This is a genomic window from Plantibacter flavus, from assembly GCF_002024505.1.
Lineage (GTDB): Bacteria > Actinomycetota > Actinomycetes > Actinomycetales > Microbacteriaceae > Plantibacter > Plantibacter flavus_A.
In genome coordinates this window covers 688,655-711,517 of record NZ_CP019402.1, presented here as the reverse complement: position 1 = coordinate 711,517, position 22,863 = coordinate 688,655, and the positions used below count along the sequence as shown (strand labels likewise).

Below are 22,863 nucleotides of genomic sequence, written 5' to 3'. Positions count from 1 at the left end.
CAGGAGAACCCGGGCGTGGCGCGGCGCAACGCCTGCGGCGCGCCCGGGGACTCCTGAGACAGGGTCGCGGGTTCCGGTCAGGACGTCAGGAACCAGTACCAGATGATGAGCATCGTGACGAGGAAGCCCGTCAGGAAGTTGAGGCGGAGGAACCGCTTCCAGCCCGCGTTGGCCCGCTCGGCGTCTTCCTCGCGGAGGTTCCAGAACGGCAGCACACTCGCGGCGTAGGGCAGTGCGAGCAGGCCAGCCAACGGGATGGGCCACGGGGTCACGAGCATCAGCGCACCACCCGCGAGGTAGGCGACGAAGGCGAACCGGACGGTCGCCGCCGCACCGATGACCGTCGCGATCGAGCCGATCCCGCCCTCCCGGTCGGCGATGATGTCCTGCACTGCACCGAAGGCGTGGCTGGCGATCCCCCAAAGGAAGTAGCCGACGAGCAGTGCCCAGAGTGCGGGGGTGAACACCGCACCGGCGAGGACGAGGCCGTAGACCGCCGGGCTCACGAAGTGCGTGCTCGAGGTGAGCGAGTCGATGAACGGCCGCTCCTTGAACCGCAGGCCGGGCGCGCTGTACGCGATGAGCGCGAACACGCTGATCCCGAGGACGAGCCACGACAGCGGCGACCCGATGACGACGAGGTAGACGAGGAACGGGACGTTCGTCACGATCGCCGCGAAGATCGTCAACCGGTGCATCCGACGGTCCAGGACCGCGCCCTCGACGCCGCCCTTGCGCGGGTTCCGCAGGTCGGACTCGTAGTCGAAGACGTCGTTGATGCCGTACATCGCGAGGTTGTACGGGATGAGGAAGTACAGCGTCCCGAGCCAGAAGGTGAGGTCGAGCTCGCGCGTGGTCAGCAGGTACGCCGCTGCGAACGGGTAGGCGGTGTTGATCCACGACAGCGGTCGGGAGGACAGCACGAGCTGGCCGAGTCGGTTCATGCCGGGTCCTCCTGGGACGGGGATGGGGAGACGGGAGCAGGGGTTCGGCGCTCGAGGAGCACCCAGAGGGACGGGAGCAGGACGGCCGCGGCGATGGCGTAGGCGAAGTCCTCGAGGGGCGCGATGCCGACGAAGGCGCCGGAGATGAGTGCCGGGTCGTAGCCGACGAGCCCGATGCCGATCATGATGTTGTCGAACAGCGCGGTCATGAGCAGGAGGACGACGAGCCCACCGCCCACCGCGAGCAGCCAGGTGCCCGCCGTCAGGCCGGCGGACCGCGATCCGTTCGCACGGCGTCGATCGAGCCGCACGACCGCCAGCAGGGCGATGACCGCCACGACGGCGAGGAACCATGCGTTGAGGGCCCAGTAGGTCATCGTCCACTCACCTCGGCGGCGCCGGTCGTCCGGCGGGCCACCCGGCCGAGCGTGTGTCGCGCCGCACCGAACAGGTTCATCGTGAGGTAGCAGAGCAGCGTCAGGAAGAAGACCTCCTCGATCGGCAGCTCGGGCGCGACCTGGAGCCCGGTCATGAACGCCGTCTCACCGCGGAAGAAGATGCCGGTGCCGATACCGAGCAGGTCCCACACGAGGAAGAACACGACGCCGATCGGCAGGATGATCGCGGCCCGCCGTCGGTCGGCCCAGAAGAACAGCCGGAACCGCCGGTCGAGCATGACCATCCCGGTGATCGAGACGAGCAGCGCCAGCAGGTACAGCAGACCCATCAGCCGGTCGCCTCGGCGCGCGCGCGCAACGGCTCAGCCATCGGTCCGGTGGTGAGGTCGCCGCGCATGCGCTTCACGACGAGCTCCGCGCTGATGAGGCACATCGGCAGGCCGATGCCCGGGATGGTGGAGCCACCGGTGTAGAACAGGCCGTCGACCTTCTTGCTGACGTTGCCGCTCCGGAACATCGCGCTCTGCGAGAGGATGTGCGCCGGTCCGAGGGCGGTGCCCTTCCAGACGTTGAGGTCGGTCGCGAAGTCGGCTGGTCCGACGTCGCGACGCACCACGATGCGCTCGGCGAGGTCGGGGACGCCGGCCCACTCGGCGATCTGTGCGATGGCGGCGTCGCCGATCTCCGCGACCCGCGCGTCTCCCCCGCCACCGATGGACGGGTCGGCCGGGACCGGGACCAGGATGAACAGGTTCTCGTGGCCGTCGGGTGCGACGCCGGCATCGGTCGCGCTCGGGCGGCAGACGTAGAGCGACGCGGGGTCGGGCACGCTCGTCTCCTCGCCGAAGATGCGGCCGAAGTTGTCGCGCCAGTCGGCCGTGAAGAACAGGCTGTGGTGCAGGAGCTCCGGCAGCTCGCCGCGGACGCCGAGCATGACGAGCACGGCTCCGGGACCGGCCGTGCGCTTCTCCCAGTACTCGGCCGGGTAGGTCTGGAGTTCGCGGGGCAGCAGCGTCGTCTCGGTGTGGTGCAGGTCGGCGGCGGACACGACCCGGTCGGCGCGGAGCAGCTGCCGACGACCGTCGGCGTCGAGGTAGTTGACGCCGTCGACCCTGGCGCGGCGGCCGGCGGGCATCGTGGTGATGCCGGTGACCTCGGCGCCCGTGATGATCTCCACACCCTCGGCGCGGGCGAGCTCGGCGATCGTGTCGATGATCCGCGAGAAGCCGCCCTGCGGGTAGAGCACGCCGTCCTCGAGGTCGAGGTAGCTCATGAGGTGGTACATGCTCGGCGCCTCGAAGGGCGATGAGCCGAGGAACACGGCCGGGTAGCCGAGGATCTGCTGCAACCGGACGTCGGAGACGGTGCGCGCGGCCAGGGTGTCGAGGTCCTCCGTCAGGAGCTTCGCGAGCTTCGGCATCCGGGCGAGGACCTCACGGCTCGCGAGCGTCCGGTACGACTCGAACGTCGTGTACAGGAAGCTCCGGATGGCGATCTCGTACGTCTCCTTCGCGCTGCGGAGGTACTCGTCCATCTTCGCGCCGGCACCGGGCTCGACCGACTCGAACAGGGCGAGGTTGCCGGCCCGGTCGGCGGCGAGGTCGAGGTGTCCGTCGCGGCCCTCCGAGTAGACACGGTAGGCCGGATCGAGTCGACCGAGGTCGAGCTGCTCGGCGGCGGAGGTGCCGAGCAGCCGGTAGAAGTGGTCGAAGACCTCCGGCATGAGGTACCAGCTCGGGCCGGTGTCGAAGGTGAAGCCGTCCTGCTCCCAGGTGCCGGCGCGGCCGCCGAGCACCTCGCGTCGTTCGAGCAGCGTGACCCGCTGGCCGTCGCGGGCGAGGAGGGCTGCGGTGGCGAGACCGCTGATGCCGCCGCCGATGACGACGGTGCGGTTGTGGGAGGGGGTCATGACTGCGAACTCTCGTCGATCGTCGGGATGGAGGCGGTGGTGCCGGTCGTGGCTGGCGTGCGGCCGGCGAGCGCACCGGCGGCGATGCGGAGCTTGACCGGGTCGGGTACCCGGACACGCGTGCGGACGAGGGCCGAGGCCGGCGTCGTCCGGATGCGTCGGGCGAGTTCCGAGAAGAGTTCCTGGGCGAGGGCGACCGCGCGACGGCTCGACTTCGGCAGCCGTCCGAGGACCGCTGCCGAACGGTCGAGATCGGCTTCGATGTCGTCGAGCAGGCTGTGCTTCTGCGCCTCGCTGAGCTCGTCGACGGCGACACCCGGGAAGTAGCTGCGTCCGAGCTCGTCGTGGTCGGCCGAGAGGTCGCGCAGGAAGTTGACCTTCTGGAAGGCGGCACCGAGACTCCTGGCGCCGACGACGAACGCGGCGCGCTGGGCGTCGTCGACGTCGTGGCCGCGCAGGAAGATCCGCAGGCACATGAGCCCGACGACCTCGGCGGAGCCGTACACGTAGTCGCGGAACGTCTCCGGGGTGTGGACGGTGCGCGAGAGGTCCGCACGCATGGACGCGAAGAACGGACGTGTGAGGTCGGTCTCGATGCCCGCGGACCGCGCCGAGATGGCGAAGGCGTGGACGACGAGGTTGCTGCTGTATCCCGTCTCCATCGCGTCCTCGGTGTCCCGCTCGAGCGCGTCGAGCATGCGGAGGACCCGCTCGGGGTCGAGCCCCGCGGCCGCGGCCACACCGTCGACGATCTCGTCGGCGATCCGCACGAGCGCGTACACGTTCTCGACGTCCTGGCGGATGTCGCCACCCAGCAGCCTGGCCGCCAGACCGAAGGACGTGGAGTACCGACGGATGACGATGCTGGCGGTCTCCTGCGCGACCCGGTCGTAGAGCTGTCGTGCGTCGCCGACCGCCGAGGCGTCGTCCGTGGGTCGCCCGGTCCCGTCCCCTGCTGCGGTCATCGCGACCGCTCGAGCACGGTGGCGACGATGGGGCGGAGCTCGTCGCGGAGCTGCGCCGGGATGCTCGGCGAGGCCAGCTGTTCCCAGGCGCGGTTGGCGTAGTCACCGGCCAGCAGGGTCGCGTGCTGGCGGGCGCCCGTCGTCGTGAGGACGTCGCGCAGGACGGCGGCACCCTCCTCGTCGAGGTCCGGGTCGCCGAAGAGGTGCTCGACGGCGTGCCACTCGGGCTGCTCCGCTGCGAACGCCACCATGACCGTCAGCTTGCCCTCGCGGAGGTCGCCGATCGTCGTCTTGCCGGTCGTCTTCGAGTCGCCGAAGACGCCGAGGACGTCGTCGATGATCTGGTAGGCGATGCCGATCTGCTGCCCGAAGGCCCCGAGCGCGTCGATCGTCGCCTCCGGAGCACCGGCCAGGACACCACCCGACTGCAGTGGCGCCTCGAACGAGTAGTAGGCGGTCTTCAGGCGCTCCATGCGGATGATGTCGTCGACCGTCGGGACGACGCCGCCGACCGTGAAGTCGACGTCGGCGAGCTCACCGGCTGCCGAAGCGGAGATGGCGTCGTCGAGGATCTCGCGGAGGCGGGTGCGGACCGAGTCGGCGCTCCCGGCGCGGTCGATCAGACGGTAGGACGCGGACAGGGCGAGGTCGCCCGCGATGACGGCGACGGACATGCCGCGGTGCTCGGCGAGCGGCAGCGGGATGCCCGCGGTCTGCGCGATGTCGCGGTAGCTACCGGAGACGTTGGGGCTGCCGCGCCGGACGAAGTCGCGGTCGATCACGTCGTCGTGGACGATCAGCGCGGTGTGCAGGAGTTCGTAGGCGGCCGCGACGTGGGCGGCCGCGACGATGTCCTCGCCACCCAGCGCCTCGTACGCCGTCATGACCATCCGGGGACGGAACCGCTTGCCGCCGGCCATGCTGCGCTCGATGGTCTCCCAGAGCCGCAGGTAGCCGGCGCCGCCGAACGACACCGCCTGCGTCTTCGCCAGTTCGAGGAAACGCTCGAGGGCATCCTCGACCTGATGCTGTTGTCGATAGGGCACGTCGACGACGTGGTGGGTCTCCATATCACGAGGCTACTTCACGGAGCGGTGAGATTAGTACGCTAGCTGTCCATTCGCGTTCGCCCCGATCGTCGGGGAGAATGGACGCATGTCGGTACCCGAAGAACTCGTCGTCCTGCTCGCCGAGGACGGCACCCGCATCGGCACCACGCCGAAGGCGACCGTCCACACGCTGGAGACGCCACTCCACCTCGCGTTCTCCTGCCACGTCATCGGGCCCGACGGACGCATCCTCGTGACCCGGCGCGCGCTCTCGAAGCTCACGTGGCCGGGCGTCTGGACGAACTCGTTCTGCGGACACCCCGGCCCGGACGAGGACAGCGTGGACGCCGTGCTGCGTCGGGCGAGTGCCGAACTGGGCCTGCCGATCTCCGCGCCGGAACTGGTGCTGCCCGACTTCCGGTATCGCGCCGTCGACGCCTCGGGCGTGGTCGAGTACGAGATCTGCCCGGTCTACGTCGCCTACACGGACGCGACGCCCGAGCCGAACCCCGACGAGGTCGTGGAGTGGGCCTGGGCCGAGCCCGAATCGCTCTTGGCGTCCGTCGAGCAGGCACCCTTCGCGTTCAGCCCGTGGCTGACGCTCCAGCTGCCGCTCGTCGTGCCGCTGCTCGCGGAGTCCACGGCCCGCTGAGCCGCCCGGATCTGCACGGATCGCCCCGGTTTTCGAGCAGATTCAGGCGACTGAGCGAGGTCAGGCGCCGCGGAGTGCGTCGACGGCCGCGGCGATCCGCTTGTCTCGCGTCGCATCCGTCTTCGCCAGCGCGACCGGCTCGGCCAGCGCGCGCTGACGGCTGAACGACAGGGCTCCGTAGGCGGCGAGCGCCTGCTCGTCTCCCGCGAGCGCCGTCTCGAGCTCGGGCGGCAACGGGAACACGCGCGGTGCCTCGTCGAGCTCGAGGTCCACCTCGACCTCGTCCCCTCCCGCGACCCCGGCGGCGGCGCGGTTGGCGGCGCTCAGCGCGATCAGGTACCGGCCGCCCATCGGCGTGATGGTGCTGCGGTAGGTGGTCGCACCGACGGTGACGACGACGGGCACGCGCTTGCCACGATCCAGGCCCTCGACGACGGCGTCGGGGACGAGGATGCCGGTGTTGTTGCCCTGGAGTTCGATGACGGTGCGGAATCTCATGCGCTCAGTATGGCCCGGGGCCGCCTCGCGGTGAAGACCAGGACGAGAGAGCCGGCGACGACCCCGATTCCGAGCACTTGTCCGAGGCTCAGTGCCTCGCCGAGGACCACGAGGCCTGCCAGCACGGCGACGACGGGACTCAGGAGGCCGAGGAACGACACGGACCCGACGGGCAGCGCTGCGATGCCACGGAACCACAGGGTGTAGGCGAGGGCTGTGCCCACGAGGGAGAGGTAGGCGTATCCGCCGATCGCAGCTGCGTCCGGGGCGGCCGATGGGAGCCCCTCGACGATGAGCAGCACCGGCACGAGCACGATGCCGCCGGCGACGAGCTGCCAGGCGGTCGATGCGAGGCCGGAGACCGGTGCGCCGCTGACCTCGGACGGGTCCGGGTCCGCGCATCGGCGCGTGCCGATCCGGCGGCCGACCTCGGGTCTCCCCCACCGCTTGCTCAGCACCGATCCGAGCGACATCGACGCAGCACCGGCGAGTGCGGCGACGACGCCGATCACATCGAGACGGGCGTCGGCCTGCAGCACGATCAGCGCGACGCCGGCCACTCCGGCGAATCCCGCGACGACCCGGCGCACGGTCAACGTCTCCCCCACCAGCAGGCTCGCGAGCACGGCGACGAGCACCGGGCCGATCGCCCCCATGGTCGCGGCGACCCCGCCGGGCAGTCGGTAGGCGGCGAGGAAGAGGAACGCGAAGAAGGCACCGATGTTGAGCGTGCCGAGCACGAGCGATCGCCACCACCAGCCGCCGACCGGGAGGGTTCGTGTGATCGCGAGGAGCAGGAGGCCCGCAGGCAGCGCCCGGAGCACGGCTGCCAGCAGCGGTCGTCCTGGCGGGAGCAGTTCGCTCGTGACGAGGTAGGTCGTCCCCCAGCTGATCGGGGCGATGGCGGTGACGGCGGCGATGCGGAGTTGATTGCTAAGCACTGAGCAATAATAGCTCAGCACTAAGCAAATCACTATGCTGGCCGGATGAGCACGCGCGTCGACGACATCCTGGGCCAGTGGCGGACCGAGCGACCCGATCTCGACGTCTCACCCATGGCCGTCATCGGACGCCTGTCACGGGCCGCGACGGCGGTCGACGCACGCCTCTCCTCGACCTTCGCCGAGCACGGGCTCGACAGCGCGTCGTTCGACGTGCTCGCGACCCTCCTCCGCTCGGGCTCACCGCACGAACTCGCGCCGAAGGACCTCGCGCACTGGTCGATGGTGACGTCGAGTGCGATCGCCCAGCGCGTGAACAAGCTCGTCGAGCGCGGTCTCGTGACGCGCCGTCCGAGCGAGCAGGACGGGCGCGGCACGGTCGTCGCCCTCACCCCGGCCGGCAAGCGCCTCGTCGAAGCGGCCCTGCCCGATCACCTCGCCGCCGAGGAGCGCATCCTCGACGGCTTCTCCACGGCCGAGCGCGAGCGGCTGGCGTCGTTCCTGGAGCGCCTGGCGCGCACCGACACCTGAGTGTCGCGGTGGAGACGGAGCCACTCAGGCGATGCGGCGACCCTCGTTGTGCTCCTGCAGCCACCAGGTCGCGCCCTCGTCGTCGGACACCCAGCTCTCCCAGGTGTACGAGTCCTCGGTGATGCCGCTGAAGTTCCACCGGATGAGCTTGTCGTCGTTCCGCGTGCCGTCCTGGCGGATGCCGTCGGAGCGGTGCGGCGTCGCGACGAGCTGGCAGAACTCGCCGCGCCGTGGCTCGACGTAGTTCACGCGCCAGGCGCCCATCAACCGGTCGTACACGCGGAGAGCCGTGCTGACCGTCTCCCAGCCCGACGGCTCCGCGTCGTTCGCGACGAGCTGGACGTCCTGCACGGCACGCCCTTCGAGGATGTACGACACGATCCAACGGAAGTCGGACTCGACCCACTCGCCGCTCTCGTCGTCGAGGCGCTTCGAGTGGACGTCCCAGGATCCGACGAACTGCCCGAACCGGACCATGCGACGCGGGTAGAGCGGCGTCGGCCCGTCGGCGGTGATCGCGCGGGCGAAGTCGGGTCGCTTTGACGTGCTCATGGCGGGGCCTTTCTGCTGGTCCACCTGTTCGTCCGTCGTCGGGACACCCGCCTCAGTCCGACGTCAGCGTTGCGTCTCGCCGACGTCGGTCCGGTGGAAGTTCTGGAAGGAACGGGAGGCGGTGGGTCCACGCTGTCCCTGATACCTGGAACTGTACTCGCTCGACCCGTACGGGCGCTCGGCCGGTGACGTGAGCCGGAAGAAGCACATCTGACCGATCTTCATCCCCGGCCAGAGCTTGATCGGCAGCGTCGCGACGTTGCTGAGCTCGAGGGTGACATGGCCCGTGAAGCCCGGGTCGATGAAGCCGGCGGTCGAGTGCGTGAGGAGACCGAGACGACCGAGCGAACTCTTGCCCTCGAGGCGTGCGGCGACGTCGTCCGGGAGGGACACCCGCTCGTACGTGGACCCCAGGACGAACTCGCCGGGGTGCAGGATGAACGGCTCGTTCGGCAGCGTCTCGATGAGGCGCGTCAGCTCGGGCTGATCCTCCGCGGGATCGATGAAGGGGTACTTGTGGTTGTCGAAGAGGCGGAAGAAGCGATCGAGGCGCACGTCGATGGACGACGGCTGGATCATCTCCGGCGAGTAGGGGTCGAGCGCGATGCGGGAGGCGTCGAGTTCGGCTTTGATGTCACGGTCCGAGAGCAGCACGGTGACAGTGTATCGGCCGGGAGCCTGAAGCCTCGGGCCGGTGGCGGCGCCCGGATTCGCTACGATGCTCCCACGGTGACGACCTCCGCGACCCGGCGGAGACCGGTCGCGCCACCCCAGCGACCTGGAGGCCTCCGATGACCAGACCGCACGTCCTCATCCTGCAGCACGTCCCCTGGGAGCGACCGGCGGTGCTCGGCGAGGTGCTGACGGCATCGGGGATCGACTGGACGCTGGACACGGTCGTCGAGCGCCGTGAGCTGCCGCCGGCGCGCGAGATCACCGGGTTCGACGGGCTCGTCCTCCTCGGTGGCCCGATGGGCGCGCTCGACGTGGAGGAGCACCCGGGTCTCGGGCTCGAAGCGCAGCTCGTGCGCGATGCGGCGGTACTCGGCATCCCGGTGTTCGGGATCTGCCTCGGGCACCAGCTCATCGCTACGGCCCTCGGCGCCACCCTCCACTCGGCGGCGGCGCATGAGGTGGGTGTCGGCGACGTCGAACTCCTGACCGAGAGCGAACTCGGTATGCGCGGAGAGCGGCTACCGGTGCTGCACTGGCATGGCGACGTCGTCGAGGCTCCGCATGGGGCGACAGTGCTCGCGTCGTCGCCGTCGACGCCGAACCAGGCGTTCCGGATCGAGGACCGGGTCTTCGCGACGCAGTTCCACCTCGAGGTCGACCCGCCGATGCTCGACCGATGGCTCGCGGAACCGCTCATGCTCCGCGACCTGCCGTTCATCGCCGGGACCGCGGACGAGGCGGCCGACCGGCTGCGGTCCGAGGTCGCCGCCGTGGCGGGGCCGATGCGCGAAGCCGGCGAGCGGTTGTTCGGGGCCTTCGCCGACGCGGTGCTCCGACGGACGAGCGTCGATCCGTCATTGCGATAGGGCTCGGATCCCGCCCGGACGCACCACCCCGGACACAGCGAAGCGGCCGGCCCCCGGAGGGACCGACCGCTTCGTGGACTCGAATTCGAGTTAGAGCGCCTTGCGACCCGTGATCGTCCTGATCAGGAACGCGATGATCGCGATCGCGAGCAGCACGAGGCCGACCCACAGCAGGAAGTTGAGGGACTGGACGAACCCACCGGTGATGGCGAGAACGATGGCAACGACGATGACGATGATGAGCAGGATGTTCATGGTGAAGCTCCTTTCGCAGAACTCCGTCCACCGTATGGGGGCCCGACCATTCCGTCGCGGGGGTTGACATCGTCCGAAGTCGTTCCGCTACGCGCGCGGAGCGCCCCCGCGTTGCACACCTCCGCCATCCACCGTGTCGGTGTGTGCCAGCGCGGTGCGCTGACGCGAGCGCGGACCACACGCGTGAGCGCGGGTCTCCGGAGGGTCGCGCTCACGCGTATGGGCCGCGCTCAGGCCTGATCCCGGGTGTTCGGGCCAGCGCACCGCGCTGGCACCGAATCACCACAGCTCGGTCGACAGCACCGCGCTGACCAGGGATTCCCGAGCCGAAGACCGTCCCGGGCGAGCCGCGCTAGAGGAGGCCCGGCTGGTCGGCGGGGTCACCGTCACCGGGCTCGGAGCCCGGCTCGTCGACCGTCGGCGCCGCCATCGGATCGTCGCTCCCGGGAGCGTTGTCGGGCAGCGATCGGGAGATCGCCTCCTGCGCGTCGCCGATCGGGTCGTCCATCTCGTCTCGTGGGTCGCTCATGCTGATTCCTTTCCTCGTGTCCCGACGGTAACGCGGGACGCCTCACAGCCACACCCCCTGGCAGAACGGTCCGATTCGTCCTACGAGTCGGGTGCCCAGGTCCGTCAGGACGGTGTCGATGCCGCTTCCCCGAGTCGCTTCGCCGCTGCGAGGACGCGTGCACTCGCGAACGGTTCGACCGTCGGTGCCCCGGCCGCGTCGAACACCTCGATCCCGGAGGCGTCGCGGTCGGACCTCGACCAGCCCGGTGACCCGTCTCGGACGAACGCCACGACTGCACCGTGGACCCGATCAGCCAGCTCCTGCGGCGCGTGCGGGCCCGCCACCCGGGTGACGTCCGGGTCGTCGAGCACGTCGAAGATGAACGGGACGTCGAGGCAGTGCTCCGCGATCCCGCTCACCGCCGAGCGCCACACGAAGTCGGACACCCAGGTCTCGGCGTCGTCACGCAGCGCCAGCCAGCGGATGACGCGCTCCCGGAACATGACGTCGCTCACGAAGCGACCCGCGACGAGTCCCGTGCGTTCGCCGGGCTGGGTCGCGACGTACGCCTCGGCGAGCGGCTCCGGCACACCCATGAGCTCGAGGGCACGCGTCGGCGCCACGGCGTCGAACTCGTCGAGCCGACCGGTGAAGAACCCGGCGAACTCCTCTCGGGTCGCGCTGACGAGCAACGGCTTGTCCGCACCTCGTCCCGCGATCATGCCCGCTTCGACGGTGTCGACGACCAGCTCGCCGTCGACCACCGGCCCGAGACCGAGGCGGCCGTTCATCGTCGTCATCCCTCGGAGCACGGACTCCGGATCGGTCGCCCCACCGGGGACGGCCTCGAAGCCCTGAGCCTCGATCAGCGTCGCCTCCGAGACGCTCGCGAAACCGGCCAGGGTTGCGGGCACCCCGAGGTGCTCGGCGAGTCGCGCGGTCAGGGCCTGCGCCTCGACGAGCGGGACGTCGCCGGGCACTCCGGACACCGAGATCGCCCGCTCGAACAGGTGCCTGGCCGACGGGACCGTGAGCAGGGTCATGACGGACCCGCCGCCGGCGGACTGGCCGGCGATCGTGACCCGCTGCGGGTCACCACCGAACGCCGCGATGTTGTCGCGCACCCACTCGAGCGCGAGGATCCAGTCGAGCACACCGCGGTTGGCAGGGGCGTCGGGCAGCCAGCCGAAGCCGTCGAAGCCGAGGCGGTAGGACACCGAGACCGTGACGACGCCGTCGCGGTTGAAGGCCCGGCCGTCGTACCAGGGGCTCGCGGGCGACCCGGCGATGAAGCCGCCGCCGTGGATCCACACGAGGACGGGCAGGCCGGCGCCCTCGTCGGTCGGAGTCGGGTCGGGTGTGAAGACGTTGACGTTGAGCGTCGAGTCGCCGGGGATCGACGGTTCCGGGATCGTCGTGATCTCGGCCATGGCCTTCCGCTGCGGTGTCGCACCGCAGGCGGTCGCGTCGAGGACACCGTCCCAGGGCGCCCTGGGCTCGGGGGCCTGGAACCGTCTCGCTCCGATCGGCGGCTCGGCGAACGGGATGCCGAGGAAGGCGACCGACCCGTCGGCGCGGCGCGTGCCGCGAACCGCTCCCGAGGACGTCTGTGCGATGGGTTGCTCTGGGCTGGAATCGGTCGTCATCGGCGGATCCTCCGGGTACTCGGCTGCGCGCTCATCCGACGAGCGTCGCGTGGTGATCCGCCCAGTATGCCGCGTCGCACCCGAATCCCGTCCGATGTTCGGACTTCACCCAGCCGACCCACCCGAGACGCCGGCGCGGTGCGCTGACCCGAGCGCGCCCCGGAGCCGTGAGCGCGGGTCTCTGGAGACCCGCGCTCACGTCCGATGCACCGCGCTCACGTCAGCGCACCGCGCTGGCCAACCCGACGAATGCGGGGTTGGCGGAGGGGTTAGGCGACGATTGCCGCGCGCAGTGCTGCTGCGGAAGCCGCCGGGTCGTCGGCCGAGTAGATTGCCCCACCGGCGACCGCGACCTGCGCGCCCGCCTGCTGCACCGACGCGATCGTCGACACGTTCACGCCACCGGCGACCGAGAACGGCACGGCGGCCGCTTCACCGTCGGACAGGAGCGTCTGGAAGGTGAAGCCCTCCTCCGCCTGCTCGTCGAGACCGGCGTGCATCTCGACGAATGCGGCGCCGAGAGCGGTGACCTCCTTGGCGCGCTGCACCTTGTCGGCGACCCCGATGAGGTCGACGACGACGGACTTGCCGTGCGCCTTCGCGGCCTTCACGGCGCCGACGATCGTGCTGTCACCTGCGGTTCCGAGGACGGTGACGATGTCCGCACCGGCGGAGAAGGCGATGTCGGCTTCGAGCTCACCGGCGTCCATGGTCTTGAGGTCGGCGAACACGATCTTGTCGGGGTGGGCGTCCTTGACCGCGGTGACGGCACGCAGGCCCTCGCTCTTGATGAGGGGTGTGCCGAGCTCGAGGATGTCGACGTAGGGCGCGACCTTCCCGGCGAGTTCGAGGGCTGCCTCGGTGGTGAGGACGTCCATGGCTACCTGGAGCTTCATGTGGTGCTGCTTTCTGTCGTGATGGGAGGCGTCCGACGTCTGCCGGGCGCGTTGGAAAAGATCGGAGCGACTACTCGAGGTTCGCGTGGCGCGGCCACAGCTCCTCGGCACTGACACCGTCCGACTGCCAGAGCGCATGGAAGAACGCGTCGCCGAGCAGCATGACTGCCTGCTCGAAGAGGCTGCCCGAGTACTGCACGGAACGCGTGCCGCCGTGGTCGGTCTTCTGCGCGGCGGGGACGATGATCGTCTCGGCGGCCAGCTCGGCGAGCGGGGATGCTGGGTCGGTCGTGATGGCGACCACCTGCGCCCCGACGGAGACGGCCGTGTCCGCGGCGCGCACCACGCCCGTCGTCGTGCCGGAGCCGCTGGCGACGAGCAGGACATCACCGGCGGCGATCGCGGGGGTCGTCGTCTCGCCGACGACGTGCACGGTGAGCCCGAGGTGCATGAGTCGCATCGCGGTCATCCGGAGCGCGAGACCGGAACGCCCGGCACCGGACACGAACACGCGGTCCGCCGTTCGCAGGCGCTCGAGTGCGCCGGCGAACGACGCCGGATCGGCCTCCAGCAGGCTCGACACGGTGCGATGCAGATCGGCGTCGATCGCGGCGAGCGCCCCTTGGACCGTCGAGGTCGCAGGCGTCACCGACGTGGATGGAGGGACGGAGGGGTTCGACATCCCTCCATCCTGGGCGTGATCGGGTAGGTGCACCGCTGCTCGGCCGAACGGTTTCACCTACCCGAACGGGTGGGAGGAGGCGGATGGGATAGGGTGCGGACATGATCGAACGCTCTGTCACCTACCCGGTCGAGCTGCTCGACGGCCTGGCCTCCGTCGCATCCAGCTCGCTGCTGCGCATCGCCGGTGCGTTCCGGGAGGTCCTCGAGCCGGTCGTCGCCCATTCCGCGCTCGTGATCTTCACTGAGGACTGCACCGGCCGCCCCCGGAAGAAGGCCGGCGACCCCGCGATCGTCGAGGGCGTCACGATCGCCGAGCTCGACGCGGTCCGACAGCGCACCCCGCGCGGCCCGGCCACCGCTGTGACCGCCGATGCCGACCCACACGCCGACCGGCCGACGTCGGCGGTGATCGCAGGCGCGGAACGTCCGATCGCCGCGTGGCTCGCCGACACCGGCGCCCTCCTCGTCCTGACCGACCCACAGGGGTCGATCGACGACCGGCTCATCGGCGCCCTGTGGGAGGTCGTCGCGGCCGGTATCCGGCAGCAGGTCGCGACGGCGGCCCCCGACTACCTCCGTGACTCGCGGGCGGCGTCGAGCGAGCGGGCCGGCGCCATCGCGGAACTCACCGACGCCCATGCGACGACACTGGAGTCGATCCTCGCCGTCACCCGGTCACGGCAGACGTCGGCGGAGGACGCCCGAACGGCGGTGACCGAGATCGCCTCGGCCGCGATGGTCGAGCTGCGGGCGGTGTCCGACCGCGACCGCCAACTGGCCGAGGAACCGGTCGCGCGCGCCTTCGCCAGACTCCGCGAGGATCTCCGTCCGCTGGCCCGCTTCGGCGGTCCCGAGGTCCAGTTCATCGAGCCGCCCGTCGACGGCCGGGCCCTCCCCGGTGAAGTGGCGCACGCCGGACGGGCGATCGTCCGCGGCACCGTCCTCGCACTCGTCGAGCAGTCCTCGGTCGGGCGGGTCCGGGTGCAGTGGGACTGCGACGGCAGCAACCTGCTCATCGGCATCCGCGACGACGGCCCCGGCGAGTTGACCGTCGACACCCCGAGTGTGCAGCAGCTCGGCGCTCGCGTCGCCGCACTCCGCGGCAGTCTCGATGTCCAGGCGACGCCCGGGTGGGGTTCGGAACTGCACGTGACGCTTCCGCTCGACCCACCGCCCGCAGCCCAGACACGTTCCGACTCGGCGGCCGCCGCGTTGACCGAGCGCGAATGGCGCGTCGCCGAGCTGGCCGCCGGAGGAGCACGGAACCGGGCGATCGCCGAGACCCTCACCATCAGCGAGAACACCGTGAAGTTCCACATCGCGAACGTCCTGCGGAAGCTCGGCGTGGCGAGCCGCGTCGAGCTGGCAGCCGCCTTGGCCGCCGGCCGCTGATCCCGTCCGGGCTCCGCCGCCGCCTACCGCTTCGTGCGCTTGCCGCCTCGATCGCGATCCCGGTCGCCGAACCGTCGCGTGATGAGCGCCCAACCGAGGATCCAGCTCCCGAGCGCCGTGACCAGCCACACCACCAGCGGTGCGAGCACCCAGGCGAGGACACCGCGGATGTGGAGGCCGCCGGGGAGGATCGACGCGACGAACAACGACACGAGCGTCGTCACGAGTCCGATGCCGCCGAGGATCGCTGAGGCGTAGCGCCGCGCGAGGCGCAGGATGAAGGGCCCGAGGACGCCCTGCGCGATCGTGAAGACGACGACGGCGATGACGAAACCGCCGAGCGACAAGCGGACGCCGGGTACGACCCAGTCCGCGACGAGCAGCCCGATCGCCGAGGACAGCAGACTGACGGCGATGCTCAGCAGGAAGCGGGTCATGTGCCGACCCTAGCGCTGGGTGTCGGCCGCGTCGAGAGCGCGACTGAGGGGAGGCGGATCGTCGCCTGACGGACGGCCGGACGACGACATGCCTCCCCTCGGGAGTGCCGGGACGGCTCAGTCCAGCGCGAGCACCCGACCGGTGCCGACACCCTCGATGGCGCGCACGAAGGCGAGGCCGACCACGTCGGAGGCGACGGGCGGGAAGCCCGGGAACGCGTCGTGGTAGCCGGTGGCCTCGGCGAGCACCGTGGGGCTGACGGCGTTGATGCGGATGCCGCGTGGGAGTTCCGGGGCGGCACCGATCACGAAGGACTCGACCGCTCCGTTGGCCATCGAGGCCGCCGCACCGGTCGCGATCGGCTCGCGGGCGAGGATGCCCGTCGTGAGCGTGAAGGAGCCGCCGTCGCGGACGAACGGCGTCCCGATCCGCACGACGTCGAGCTGGCTGAGCACCTTGCCGAGGAAGGCCGCGCGGTAGTCGTCGCGCGTCAGCTCCCCCACAGGCTTGAACGGGACCGAGCCGACGGCGACGATCACCGCGTCGACCTCGCCCACCTCGGCGAACAGCGCCTCGACCGACGCCTCGTCGGTGGTGTCGACGGCAGGCGCGGTCGAGCGTGACACCGCGATCACCTCGTGACGTTCCGCGAGGGCGTCCTGCGCCGCTCGTCCGACCTGTCCACTGGCTCCGATCAACAGAATTCTCATGCGGGCGACGCTAGCACCGGCGTCGGACGCCGGCGCCGCCGATCAACGGCGTCAGTGGGCGTCGTCCATCCCGGTGACGTGGACGGCGTAGCCGTGGCAGCCGGCGAGCTTCCAGTCGTACGGTTGATCGTCGGGGTTCGTTCCCCACCGGGCCAGGAACGCCGCATCGGACGACTCCGACATGACCATGCCGAAGAGCGGATCGAGGATCTTGGAGGGTTCGTTCGTCCAGGCGTACCAGAACCCCTGATCAGCCATGCACTTCGCGATGATCTGCTGTTGTGCTTCCCAGATCCCGTCACGGAATCCCGGGTCGGAGCTGGGTGGGATGTCCGCCGGATCGGTGGTCGCGTCGAACCAGCCCTCCGGCGTCTGCGAGTAGTCGACTCCGGACGCCGGCGAGACGGGTTCGCCAGCGTCCGGCGTGGCAGCGGGATCCGCGGGCACCACGGGTTCGACGGGCGGGAGGTCGTCGAGCGACGCGGCGGCCTCGGCGACCGCTTCGAGGGATCGGGCGTCGTCAGCGGCCGCCTGGGCGTTCGACACCCCGATGAACACCCCGCCTGCCGCCACCGCGAGCACCCCGCTCATCGCGATGCCGAGCCCGATCCGTCGTCGGAGCATTCCGGAACTCCGGCGGACGGGTGCCGCCTCCTGCGCCGCGTCCGGCCCGTCGTGGATCTCGCTGCCGCTCATACCGTCTCCCCCTGCATCGACGCCACTGCGTCCCGTTCCGTCGTTCGGCGACCCCCCGGCCACCACCACACCGCGGCTCCGATGAACCCGAGCGCCGCCCCGACCCCGATCGCCACGCTCATCACCCACCACGGTTCGAATCCGGCGCCGTGCGAGCTCAGGCGGGACACGATGAGCACGCCGGTCGCGCTGACGCGGTACATGATGTCGCCCGCGAGCACGCCGATGAGGACCGCTGCGGGCGCCAGGAGCCCCGCGCCGAGCCATCGACTGCGTCGCCGCAGCGACAGCACGAGCCCCACGATGCCCAGGACCGCGGCGATCGCCACACCGAGCGCGCCCATCGGCACCTCGACGACGTCGCCGATGACGAGAGCACGCAGGATCCGGACGAGGAGGAACAGTGCCGCTCCCGTGACCAGGACGCCGCCGGTCACCACGAGCGCTGCGAGGACATCACCGGCCCGCCGCATGCCGAGCGGCATCGGATCGACGCCGTGGCCCGCGCGCAACTGCCCGGAGCGCCACGAGAGGTCGTGCGGGATCCCGCGGATGGCCCGCAGCATGATGTCGCGCCGGAGCCGCTGTGGCGTGACGCCCGTCTCCTGGGCCCAGACGGCGTGCTCGTGCAGGTCGGAGGCGATCTCGTCGCGGCGCTCCCCGGCGACGTCGGGCGAGAGGTCTCGGGTGTACCACCCGCACCAGTTCAGGACGCGGTGGGCGGCCGTGCGGTACTCCGGTGTCCGGACGGCGGTCATGCGATCGCCCCCTGCGTCCACGCCGCACCCGCCGGCCTCGCCGCGGAGGCCTGCTCACCGGCGATCCTCGCGTGCTCACGATCCCTGGCCGTCGCGCCTTCGCCCGTGATCCGATACAGCCGTCGACGGGGGCGGCCCTCCGCCTCGGCGACCTCCGGAGCCTCCCACGTCGCCTCGATCAGGCCGGCATCCGCCATCCGTGACAGGGCCTTGTAGAGCGTGCCGTGCGCAGTGAGGGCGGCATCCCCGGCTTCGGCGAGCTGCTTGGCGAGGGCGAACCCGTAGAAGCTCCCATCGGTCGCCTGCAACACGGTGCCGACGTCGAGGATGTCGAGCTCGAGCGGGAAGAGCGTGCCGGGTCGTCTGCGTGCCATGGAGCCACTATAGGAAGATAGGTTCCGATACGTCAACTCCGGACCCGCGGTCGCACCGGTCGAGGACGACTAGCTCCCGTCGCGGAGGTCCGTCGGGGGTGCTGCTCCGAAGGCGATCTCGTCGAACCGCGCCTCGCAGGGTGGACCGAGCGGCGCCTGCGAGAGGAAGCCGACGCGCACCGGGGCGTCGCTGTGCAGACGGAAGACCCGGACGAAGTCCCACGTGACGCCGTCGGTCGAGCTGTGGAACGCCCACGCCTCACCGAGACGACTGACACGCATCCACACGTGGTCGGCCGCGACGTGCGTCGAGTTCACGTCGTCCGACCAGGTGTTCGTCACGACGCTCACCACCATCGCCTGCCCCTGCGGCGACTGCTCGAAGCAGAGCTTGGCCCAGTGCTCGTCGTCGATCCAGAGTGCGAGGGCGCCGGCGTCGAAGGTGCTGCGCTCGCTCACGACCGCGATCCGCGCCGAGAGCGTGAAGTGTTCGGGTGCGTCGAAGGCGAGCGCCGTGGCACGCAACTCACGCGGCCCACCGAGCGAGCTGTTGCTCCAGTCGACGCCGGCGGCGGAGGTGAGGGTGAGCGCTCCGGCATCGGCGTCGAACGCGGCGATTCCGCGGGTCGAGGTCCAGGCGAGGTCGGGAAGCCCGTCGATGCGGGTCACGTCGGTGTGCATGGTCCGACCCTATCGGGATCGCCCGTTCCGGTGAGTCGCCCGGATCTGTTCAGAATCCGGCGGATTTCGCGCAGATCCGGGCGACTCAGCGAGGTCTGCCGGCGGGGACGTCGACGACGCGCTCCTCCCCGACGGCCACGACGAGCGAACCGTTGGAGGCCGAAGCGACGTCCGCTTGGAGCCGCTCGAGCTCCGCCGGCGGCACCCACAGTTCCAGCTCAGCCTGCGCCCCGTAGACCGGCTCACCGAGCGTCGCACCGTGGGTAGCGGCCCAATCGCGCAGCAGGTTGTCGTACCGCCCGGCGTCGGCGTGGGGGACGACGAGGGTCGCGCGGGTCAGAGTCTCACGGCGCACGAGCGAGGCGAGGTCGAGCGTCTCGGAGGCCGCCGAGGAGTACGCGCGGACGAGCCCACCGGCCCCGAGTTTGACGCCGCCGAAGTACCGCGTGACGACGACCACCACGTCGGTCAGCTCGCGCCGCCGGATGACCTCGAGGATCGGCATCCCCGCCGTGCCGGACGGTTCACCGTCGTCGGACGAGCGGGCCTGGTCGCCGAGCAGCCCGGTGACCATCGCGACGCAGTGGTGTCGCGCGTCCCACGCCTGCTTCTTCACCCGCGCGATCACCGCTTCCGCGTCCTCCGGCGACGCGACCGGGTGGGCGAGGCCGAGGAAGCGCGACTTCTTGATCACGAGTTCGTGCTCGACCGGCGCGGCGATCGTCGCCGGGTACTGCCGCGCGGTGGTCATCCGTCCGAGCGTACTGGTGGCCGGTCGACGAGACCCGTTCGGCCTACGGCCGCAGCACGTCGTCGGCCGGGTGGGCCTGCACGTGCCCACGGACGAAGATCAAGCCGATCACGGCCACGAGCATGATGAGCAGGTTGGCCGGACCGGCGATCGCCAGGAACACGCTCTGACCGGCGGCCGCTCCCGCGTGGTCGATCCCACCGGTCGAGAGGAAGAGCGTCGGGTCGTAGAGTCCGTGGATCAGGATCGGCCAGATGAGGTTGCCGGTCACCCGGAGCGTCAGGTACATGCACACGCCGAATCCGAAGGTGTAGACGACGGTCACGAGCACGGTCACGACCGGCTGGCCCGACAGGAGGTTGGAGGCGTGCAGCAGCGCGAAGACCAGCGAGGAGATCACCATCACGATCCACTCCGAACTCCCGGCGTCGCGCAGCATCTTCGCGACCAGTCCGCGGGTCAGGATCTCCTCGGCGAACCCGATGAACACGCCGGACAGCATCGCGACCACGACCACAGAACCCTCGTAGCTCCCGTAGTCGATGCCGAGCAACCGCAGGACGACCGCGGCGAGGATCACGATCGGAGCGGCCCACATCCACCAGCGTCCGCGGATCGGCTGCTTCGCGAACAGCTCCCGGAACCAGCCGACCGAGAGCACGAACCCGGCCAGGACGAGGGAACCGACGATGAGCGGCAGCATGAGCCCGAAGAACACGCTCTGCGGGGTCGCGAAGAGGTTCTCACCGATCTGCGATGTGAAGAGCTGCCCGACGACCCAGCCGGCCCCGAGGTACAGGGCGAGGTAGACGATGGCCAGCAGGAACGCCCGGCCGATCCCGCCCTTCGCCCAGAAGTCATGCCATCCGCTGGTGGTGAGCGTCCGCTGACGTCGGTGCTCGTGACCCCTGTGCTCGCCCATGCATCGATCCAACCACGGAGCACCAGACTGAGTCGCCCGAATCTGCGCGGAGCCGGCCGCAATTCGTGCAGATCCGGGCGACTCAGGAGCTCAACCGACGCCGTTCAGGACCGAGGAGGCGAAGGAGGCGGCACGGACGCCGAGCGTCGCGATGCGCTCCTGGCGGGCCGCCTCCGCGTCGAAACCGACGTAGGCGAGCGGTGGCAGCTTCCGCACGTTGGCCGAGCACTGGAAGTCGGCGCAGACCAGCGTGCCGACGGTGTCGCCGTTCTTGCCGGCCTGCCCGGCCCGCTTCGCGCTGTAGAACACGACGTCGTTGCTGAGCGTGATGTCCTGGCACCACGCGCACTGCGGCCGGGTGCGGGGTGTCGCGTCGGCCTGTCGGAGGAGGATGCCGACGGGTTCGCCGTCGACGATCGTGACCACGTACGCGCGTCGCGGCAGCTTCTTGTCGCGCCAGCCGAGGAAGTCACGCACCTCGAAGTCGATCGCGTCGAGGTCGACGGGAAGGCTCACGTCACTGACCTCCTTGCGCGATGCGTTGACGAAGGAGGCACGGATCTGGGATTCGTTCAGGGGGATCATGGGTTCACCGGTTTCGGCTGGGCCGTCGGGGAGACGGCGGGAAGCCCTCCGCGCGTCGATGCGCTGCGGCGGGTACGTCAGGGTGCGCGGCCCCGTCGTCGTCGCTCGGACGAGCGCGATGGACGAGGCCGACGTCCTCACCGGGTGGGCGAGGTGGTCGACCGGATGGACCGCTCTCTCGGGCCGGCGTTGCGGACGCCGACGACCTCCAGACGCCCGACACGGGGCGGAGCGATGAGCATGGACACACCGGCACTGTATCAAGCGGTAGCGCGCTCGCTCCCGCGATCCGCACGTTCTGCCTCCCGGCGCGGCAGGATGGACGTATGACCCTCGACGTCGCCCTCCTCCGCACCGCGTTCCCGTCCCTCGCCTCGGGCATCGCCCACTTCGACGGCCCCGGCGGCACCCAGACGCCGCTCGCCGTCGGCCAGGCCATCCTCGACACCCTCACCGGGCCACTGTCCAACCGGGGTTCGTCGGTCGCGTCCGAGCGTCGGGCGGACGACGCCGTGACCGCCTTCCGCGCAGCGTGCGCCGACCTGCTCGCCGCGGAGGAGCGGGGCATCGTCTACGGTCGGAGCGCGACCCAGCTCACGTACGACTTCTCCAGGCATCTGTCGCGCGGCTGGATCGCCGGCGACGAGATCGTCCTGTCCCGACTCGACCACGACGCGAACGTGCGCCCGTGGGTGCAGGCGGCGGACCGCACAGGCGCGACCGTGCGCTGGATCGACCTGGACCCGGCGACGGGCGAGCTCGACCTCGCCGACCTCGACGACCTCGTCACTGAACGGACGAGGCTCGTCGCCGTGACCGCTGCGTCGAACCTCCTGGGCACAATCCCGCCGGTGCGGACGATCGCCGATCGGGCGCACGCGGTCGGCGCGCTCGTCTGGGTCGACGGCGTCCACTACACGGCGCACCACGTCGTCGACGTCGAGGCCCTCGATGCCGACTTCTTCGTCTGCTCGCCGTACAAGTTCTTCGGGCCGCACTGCGGTGTCCTCGCCGCGTCGCCGGCGCTGCTCGAGTCGATCCACCCGGACAAGCTGCTGCCGTCGACGAACGGTGTGCCGGAGCGCTTCGAGTTCGGCACGCTGCCCTACGAGCTCATGGGCGGCGTGACGGCGGCCATCGGCGTGCTCGCGTCGATCGACCCCGGTGACGCCACGACGAGACGCGACCGTCTGGTCGCCTCCGCCGCAGCCGTCCACGAACGGGAACTCGCGCTGCGCACCCGCATCGAAGGCGCCCTCGCGGAGCTCGGCCCGCTCGTCGAGCTGCACTCGCGGGCCGCAGAACGCACGGCGACGCTGTTCATGACGTTCCCCGGCAGGCGTGCAGCCGATGCGGCCGCCTTCCTCGCCGCTCGCGACGTCCTCGCACCGGCCGGCTCGTTCTACGCGATCGAGCCGTTCGCGGCGCTGGGCCTCGACGACGTCGGAGGCCTCCGCGTCGGCGTCGCCCCGTACACCTCGGACGAGGACGTCGACCGCCTGCTCGACGGCATCAGGGCCTTCCTCGCCGATTGAACGGCTCGCCGATTGAACGGCCCGCCGATTGAACGGTTGGCGGACCGAC

At 70.4% G+C, this 22,863-nt stretch carries 29 protein-coding genes; 5 read left to right on the top strand and 24 right to left on the bottom strand.

What is annotated here, in order from left to right; translation table 11 throughout:
* Positions 1–77: 77 nt before the first annotated feature.
* From BWO91_RS03370 to BWO91_RS03345, 6 genes are read right to left on the bottom strand one after another with little or no spacing between them, the layout of a single operon-like run.
* Positions 78–944, bottom strand: coding sequence for a prenyltransferase (locus BWO91_RS03370; protein ID WP_071261826.1), 867 nt, complete (start codon positions 942–944; stop codon positions 78–80).
* A complete protein-coding gene (locus tag BWO91_RS03365; RefSeq protein ID WP_079001237.1) occupies positions 941–1,321 on the bottom strand; it encodes a hypothetical protein in 381 nt (126 codons plus the stop codon). The genes BWO91_RS03370 and BWO91_RS03365 overlap by 4 nt, the downstream gene beginning before the upstream one ends.
* On the bottom strand, positions 1,318–1,671 hold the full coding sequence (locus BWO91_RS03360; RefSeq protein ID WP_079001235.1) for a lycopene cyclase domain-containing protein: 354 nt from the start codon (positions 1,669–1,671) through the stop codon (positions 1,318–1,320). The genes BWO91_RS03365 and BWO91_RS03360 overlap by 4 nt, the downstream gene beginning before the upstream one ends.
* The gene (crtI, locus tag BWO91_RS03355; protein ID WP_079001233.1) at positions 1,671–3,251 is read right to left on the bottom strand and encodes a phytoene desaturase family protein; all 1,581 of its coding nucleotides are present in this window, start codon (positions 3,249–3,251) and stop codon (positions 1,671–1,673) included. The genes BWO91_RS03360 and crtI overlap by 1 nt, the downstream gene beginning before the upstream one ends.
* Positions 3,248–4,216 (bottom strand): phytoene/squalene synthase family protein, encoded by a 969-nt coding sequence (locus BWO91_RS03350; protein WP_079001231.1) that lies wholly within the window; start codon positions 4,214–4,216, stop codon positions 3,248–3,250. Before BWO91_RS03350 ends, crtI begins: the two co-directional genes overlap by 4 nt.
* Positions 4,213–5,286, bottom strand: a complete 1,074-nt coding sequence (locus tag BWO91_RS03345; RefSeq protein WP_079001229.1) for a polyprenyl synthetase family protein — start codon at positions 5,284–5,286, stop codon at positions 4,213–4,215. The genes BWO91_RS03350 and BWO91_RS03345 overlap by 4 nt, the downstream gene beginning before the upstream one ends.
* Positions 5,287–5,371: 85 nt before the next feature.
* Between BWO91_RS03345 and idi the strand changes: the two genes are divergently transcribed.
* Positions 5,372–5,917 (top strand): isopentenyl-diphosphate Delta-isomerase, encoded by a 546-nt coding sequence (gene idi / locus BWO91_RS03340; protein WP_064297132.1) that lies wholly within the window; start codon positions 5,372–5,374, stop codon positions 5,915–5,917.
* 60 nt (positions 5,918–5,977) lie between these two features.
* On the opposite strand, the gene BWO91_RS03335 is transcribed toward idi, so the two are convergent.
* The gene (locus BWO91_RS03335; RefSeq protein WP_071261816.1) at positions 5,978–6,415 is read right to left on the bottom strand and encodes a YdeI/OmpD-associated family protein; all 438 of its coding nucleotides are present in this window, start codon (positions 6,413–6,415) and stop codon (positions 5,978–5,980) included.
* On the bottom strand, positions 6,412–7,356 hold the full coding sequence (locus BWO91_RS03330; RefSeq protein ID WP_079001228.1) for an EamA family transporter: 945 nt from the start codon (positions 7,354–7,356) through the stop codon (positions 6,412–6,414). Before BWO91_RS03330 ends, BWO91_RS03335 begins: the two co-directional genes overlap by 4 nt.
* Positions 7,357–7,401: 45 nt before the next feature.
* Between BWO91_RS03330 and BWO91_RS03325 the strand changes: the two genes are divergently transcribed.
* Positions 7,402–7,887, top strand: coding sequence for a MarR family winged helix-turn-helix transcriptional regulator (locus tag BWO91_RS03325; protein WP_079001226.1), 486 nt, complete (start codon positions 7,402–7,404; stop codon positions 7,885–7,887).
* 24 nt (positions 7,888–7,911) lie between these two features.
* Here the strand turns inward: BWO91_RS03325 and BWO91_RS03320 are convergent, their stop codons facing one another.
* Positions 7,912–8,439 (bottom strand): hypothetical protein, encoded by a 528-nt coding sequence (locus tag BWO91_RS03320; RefSeq protein ID WP_079001224.1) that lies wholly within the window; start codon positions 8,437–8,439, stop codon positions 7,912–7,914.
* 63 nt (positions 8,440–8,502) lie between these two features.
* The gene (gene dcd, locus BWO91_RS03315) at positions 8,503–9,093 is read right to left on the bottom strand and encodes a dCTP deaminase (protein WP_056009122.1); all 591 of its coding nucleotides are present in this window, start codon (positions 9,091–9,093) and stop codon (positions 8,503–8,505) included.
* Between the two features lie 137 nt (positions 9,094–9,230).
* On the opposite strand from dcd, the gene BWO91_RS03310 reads away from it, so the two are divergent.
* On the top strand, positions 9,231–9,980 hold the full coding sequence (locus BWO91_RS03310; protein WP_079001222.1) for a type 1 glutamine amidotransferase: 750 nt from the start codon (positions 9,231–9,233) through the stop codon (positions 9,978–9,980).
* Between the two features lie 90 nt (positions 9,981–10,070).
* On the opposite strand, the gene BWO91_RS19900 is transcribed toward BWO91_RS03310, so the two are convergent.
* From BWO91_RS19900 to hxlB, 5 genes are all read right to left on the bottom strand, one after another.
* Positions 10,071–10,235 carry a hypothetical protein gene (locus tag BWO91_RS19900; protein ID WP_162852292.1) on the bottom strand — a complete coding sequence of 55 codons (165 nt, stop codon included), beginning with the start codon at positions 10,233–10,235 and terminating at the stop codon, positions 10,071–10,073.
* A gap of 352 nt (positions 10,236–10,587) precedes the next feature.
* Positions 10,588–10,764 carry a hypothetical protein gene (locus tag BWO91_RS19575; RefSeq protein WP_153303370.1) on the bottom strand — a complete coding sequence of 59 codons (177 nt, stop codon included), beginning with the start codon at positions 10,762–10,764 and terminating at the stop codon, positions 10,588–10,590.
* A gap of 104 nt (positions 10,765–10,868) precedes the next feature.
* Entirely contained in the window at positions 10,869–12,392 is a 1,524-nt protein-coding gene (locus BWO91_RS03305; protein WP_079001220.1) for a carboxylesterase/lipase family protein, read from the bottom strand.
* A gap of 269 nt (positions 12,393–12,661) precedes the next feature.
* A complete protein-coding gene (gene hxlA, locus BWO91_RS03300; RefSeq protein ID WP_064297125.1) occupies positions 12,662–13,288 on the bottom strand; it encodes a 3-hexulose-6-phosphate synthase in 627 nt (208 codons plus the stop codon).
* A 70-nt stretch (positions 13,289–13,358) separates the two neighbouring features.
* Positions 13,359–13,970: a 6-phospho-3-hexuloisomerase gene (hxlB, locus tag BWO91_RS03295; RefSeq protein WP_079001219.1), complete on the bottom strand. Its 612-nt coding sequence runs from the start codon at positions 13,968–13,970 to the stop codon at positions 13,359–13,361.
* 101 nt (positions 13,971–14,071) lie between these two features.
* Here hxlB and BWO91_RS03290 point away from each other — a divergent pair, with 101 nt between their 5' ends.
* Positions 14,072–15,364, top strand: coding sequence for a helix-turn-helix transcriptional regulator (locus tag BWO91_RS03290; RefSeq protein WP_079001217.1), 1,293 nt, complete (start codon positions 14,072–14,074; stop codon positions 15,362–15,364).
* Positions 15,365–15,387: 23 nt separating this feature from the next.
* Here BWO91_RS03290 and BWO91_RS03285 read toward each other — a convergent pair whose 3' ends face one another.
* From BWO91_RS03285 to BWO91_RS03245, 9 genes are all read right to left on the bottom strand, one after another.
* Positions 15,388–15,801 (bottom strand): phage holin family protein, encoded by a 414-nt coding sequence (locus tag BWO91_RS03285; RefSeq protein ID WP_064297122.1) that lies wholly within the window; start codon positions 15,799–15,801, stop codon positions 15,388–15,390.
* Between the two features lie 117 nt (positions 15,802–15,918).
* Complete coding sequence (locus tag BWO91_RS03280; RefSeq protein ID WP_079001216.1) at positions 15,919–16,512, bottom strand: short chain dehydrogenase; 594 nt, start codon at positions 16,510–16,512, stop codon at positions 15,919–15,921.
* Between the two features lie 51 nt (positions 16,513–16,563).
* Positions 16,564–17,208 (bottom strand): hypothetical protein, encoded by a 645-nt coding sequence (locus BWO91_RS03275; RefSeq protein WP_079001214.1) that lies wholly within the window; start codon positions 17,206–17,208, stop codon positions 16,564–16,566.
* Positions 17,205–17,966 (bottom strand): hypothetical protein, encoded by a 762-nt coding sequence (locus tag BWO91_RS03270; RefSeq protein WP_079001212.1) that lies wholly within the window; start codon positions 17,964–17,966, stop codon positions 17,205–17,207. The genes BWO91_RS03275 and BWO91_RS03270 overlap by 4 nt, the downstream gene beginning before the upstream one ends.
* On the bottom strand, positions 17,963–18,340 hold the full coding sequence (locus tag BWO91_RS03265; RefSeq protein ID WP_079001210.1) for a PadR family transcriptional regulator: 378 nt from the start codon (positions 18,338–18,340) through the stop codon (positions 17,963–17,965). Before BWO91_RS03265 ends, BWO91_RS03270 begins: the two co-directional genes overlap by 4 nt.
* Positions 18,341–18,409: 69 nt before the next feature.
* A complete protein-coding gene (locus tag BWO91_RS03260) occupies positions 18,410–19,021 on the bottom strand; it encodes a DUF1349 domain-containing protein (protein WP_064297117.1) in 612 nt (203 codons plus the stop codon).
* A gap of 85 nt (positions 19,022–19,106) precedes the next feature.
* On the bottom strand, positions 19,107–19,772 hold the full coding sequence (locus tag BWO91_RS03255) for an IMPACT family protein (protein ID WP_079001208.1): 666 nt from the start codon (positions 19,770–19,772) through the stop codon (positions 19,107–19,109).
* Between the two features lie 43 nt (positions 19,773–19,815).
* A complete protein-coding gene (locus BWO91_RS03250; RefSeq protein WP_079001206.1) occupies positions 19,816–20,694 on the bottom strand; it encodes a CPBP family intramembrane glutamic endopeptidase in 879 nt (292 codons plus the stop codon).
* 90 nt (positions 20,695–20,784) lie between these two features.
* Positions 20,785–21,279, bottom strand: a complete 495-nt coding sequence (locus tag BWO91_RS03245; RefSeq protein ID WP_079003820.1) for an FBP domain-containing protein — start codon at positions 21,277–21,279, stop codon at positions 20,785–20,787.
* A 326-nt stretch (positions 21,280–21,605) separates the two neighbouring features.
* Between BWO91_RS03245 and BWO91_RS03240 the strand changes: the two genes are divergently transcribed.
* Complete coding sequence (locus BWO91_RS03240; protein ID WP_079001205.1) at positions 21,606–22,814, top strand: cysteine desulfurase-like protein; 1,209 nt, start codon at positions 21,606–21,608, stop codon at positions 22,812–22,814.
* Positions 22,815–22,863 lie beyond the last annotated feature (49 nt).